Origin of the sequence: Arthrobacter sp. ZGTC412 (assembly GCF_002929215.1) — a bacterium.
Classification (GTDB): domain Bacteria; phylum Actinomycetota; class Actinomycetes; order Actinomycetales; family Micrococcaceae; genus Arthrobacter.
Genome location: NZ_PJII01000043.1, coordinates 1 through 2,831, shown reverse-complemented (window position 1 = coordinate 2,831; position 2,831 = coordinate 1). Strand labels below are relative to the sequence as shown.

4 protein-coding genes are annotated in these 2,831 nt (G+C 62.0%); all 4 read right to left on the bottom strand.

The window, feature by feature from the left end:
• Positions 1-148: 148 nt before the first annotated feature.
• Positions 149-403, bottom strand: a complete 255-nt coding sequence (locus CXQ88_RS21670; RefSeq protein ID WP_146069267.1) for a hypothetical protein — start codon at positions 401-403, stop codon at positions 149-151.
• A 179-nt stretch (positions 404-582) separates the two neighbouring features.
• Positions 583-837 carry a hypothetical protein gene (locus tag CXQ88_RS21285; RefSeq protein WP_104046147.1) on the bottom strand — a complete coding sequence of 85 codons (255 nt, stop codon included), beginning with the start codon at positions 835-837 and terminating at the stop codon, positions 583-585.
• 438 nt (positions 838-1,275) lie between these two features.
• Entirely contained in the window at positions 1,276-2,094 is an 819-nt protein-coding gene (locus CXQ88_RS21280) for an alpha/beta fold hydrolase (RefSeq protein ID WP_104046146.1), read from the bottom strand.
• 53 nt (positions 2,095-2,147) lie between these two features.
• The coding region (locus CXQ88_RS21275) for a diacylglycerol/lipid kinase family protein (RefSeq protein WP_104046145.1) at positions 2,148-2,831 on the bottom strand (684 nt) is incomplete at its 5' end.

Below are 2,831 nucleotides of genomic sequence, written 5' to 3'. Positions count from 1 at the left end.
ACTGCGGGAGATCGACTTTTGACGCAGGTTCATGGGACTCAAATGCCATGGGAAAGACAACTCCTCGTTCCAAAAAAATGTATGAAGTGCCGAGCCAGTAAATGGCGCAGTGTTCGTGGCGTCCGGACACTGCAAGATGATCTGGCGCTTATTCGGGCAGTTCCACCTGGAAGCCGCACCGACAGTGCAATACCCTGGTCGACATATATACGTCGAAGGTTTCCTCTTGATCCTTGTCGGTGGATACGGGGGCGCTCAGCCGCCGGAGTTCAGAACCCGTCTTCTCCATGGGCTGGCCGCAGTGGATATAGTGGCCGCCGAAGGCGAGCACGTTGGTAAGGCTCCCGTCCCGGTTCAGGACGGAAGCAACAGTTGCGACGTCCGCCCGGTGAAGGTAGTGCATGCCGCACGCGCTACAGGAATAGCCGACCTTTACCAGATCCTCTAACGGCGGGTTCAGGGTCTCAATAGAGTGCAGCGCCAGGTTCCGGTCGGTGCCGCATTGGCTGCACATGAGCGGGAGATCTTCGTCCGGCTCTCCGAACGCAGGATTGCCTGGGCCCTGGGGATGAGTCGACATCGTCACCTGGCCGCCGGGTAGCTGGACGCGATGCAGCGAGCGGGCCAGACGCTAACCACCCGGAACCGTCCGCCGTGGACCACCGGCCCGGCCCGCCACATCGCTGCACAGAAGCAGACGCCCTGTTCCGCCCCCATGCCGTGCAACATGCAGGGGCCGACGTGCACGCCGAAGAGATAACCCAAGGACGCGGGGCAGCCCCTGTCAGAATCCTTGATCGTGGCTTCAGCAAGCTGCGTGAAATGCGAGATAGCCATGACGGCTCACTTTCACTGTTGTGCATCCAACCGCCGTCTTGCTACAGCGGGGCTTCCTGACGGCCCTGCACACGGCCGAGAAGGGGGGCATCACGCAGATGTGACGTTTGCCACTACGAAATCTACGCATAACCTGTCCCACTGTCCAGCCGAATCCAGGCTCAAGCTTCATGCATCACAAGGAACTTGGGACTTATGTGGCCTGGCCGGCCAGTGCTGCCGCCTAGCACCGCCAGGGCGACTACTTGGAGGGAAAAGGGGGCATCAACGTAGGGGCGCTTGAATTATCGGTCCTGTACCCGCTTTGTTCAGGTTCAACCGACCCCGAACGACGACCCGCACTGCGTGTCTGGTGTTCCCGCAGCACAGCACGACGTAACCGCGCTGCCTTGCCCGATCCTTCGTGATGCCAGCCGAGCAAACCGCCCCGAGCAACGGCTAGTTGCTGGCGAGCCCAAGAATGCTGGCAGCGGTGCCGACTGCCCCGCCGTGTTGGACGATGTGAGGTTTTCCGGGTATCTCCAGAAACCGCCCGTTTGGTGCCGTTGCGGCCAGTTTTTCGCACCAGTTCCGAGGCGCTACAGGATCGCGTGAACCGCGGATTACCAGGACGGGTTGGTGTACCAGTGCCAGGCGTGTTTCGAGAGCGTAGGTCATCATGACGGGGAGTTCGGTGAGGTACCAGCGCAGCCCGGAACGGACGTAGTCGGTAAACATGATGGCATTTCCCATCGGGCTTTCCTTCAGCCCATCAAGGCCCAATGACAGGGTTTGCTGACGCACGGTTCGGCGTTCGGGGTCAACCACCGGGCCCAGGAGCACGACGTGGGAGACCAGGTCCGGGTACTGGACCGCGAGTTCGGTGGCGAACTGTGTGCCCATCGAATGCCCGACCAGCACCACGCGCGAAGCACCCATCTTCTCCAATGTTGCGGCGGTGTGGTGCGCGTAGTCTGCAATGGAAAGCTGCCGGTCCGGGGTGGGCGTTCCTCCGAAACCGGACAGGTCGATGGCGTGGGTGTCCCCGTGCCGGGCCAGGAGTGCTTGAAGTCGCCGGTAGTAGCGGTGGGACATGCCGATCCCGTGCAGCAGCACAAAGACCGGGCCCGATGAGCCTGGAGGGCCGGCCAGGGTGTGCACGTGTGAGGTCAGGGACGCGGTGGTGACGATCCGGGGCGTCGGTCGCGGGCTCCTGCCGGGCAGGATCCTGCGGGGCGTTGATTCAGTGTCTGGCAGTTGGTCGGTCGCGGCGTGCACCGGGTTTCCTTTTCCATGTGGATCGTTTTATTGGGGATCGTTCGGGCGGCTGGTTACCCCAAGGTGGCGAGGGCAGCCGGGGCAGAATCGATGGTGACCCGCGTGTGCGCGTTCACGGACTTCACTTCTCCATCGATTTGGTACGGGATGGGTTTAAGGGTGGTGAACGCGTAGCTGCTGACGCTGGGCTGGTCTCCCAGACCTTGGGTGGCGGCCCGCAGTGCTGTGAGCAGCACCCGCAGCTTTGATCTGTGGGGGAATGTCACGACTTCGAACTTTCCGTCCGATAGCTTGTCGTCAGCTTCGCTGAGGGTGGCGTATTTGGCCATCTGGGCGATGTTGGCGAAGACGAGACTGTCGAACTTCCGGCGCTTGCCCTCAGCCGGGCGGATCTCGAACGGCTTGAATTTCGAGAAGGTGCGCATAACGGAGACCATCTCCTTCAAGGCGCCTTTGCTGCCCTTTTCCAGGTCGATGGCCATGACCGGGGTCAGGCCGAAGCCGATGTACGAGTGGGCATACTCATCGGGTGCATCAGCTTCTTGGCCTTTCGTGATGCGCAGGAGGTCGATGTGCCGGACCACGCCGTCGGCGATGGCGTGCTCGAGCGGCCCTGTGCTGATGGTTCGCCGGTGATCGTTCGCGTTGCCGGCGGCCATGACGGCGCACACGGCGTTCGGGTTGCCGCTGTGCATCACACCGTTGACCACTTCGTTATAGCCGCCGTCCCCGCTGAC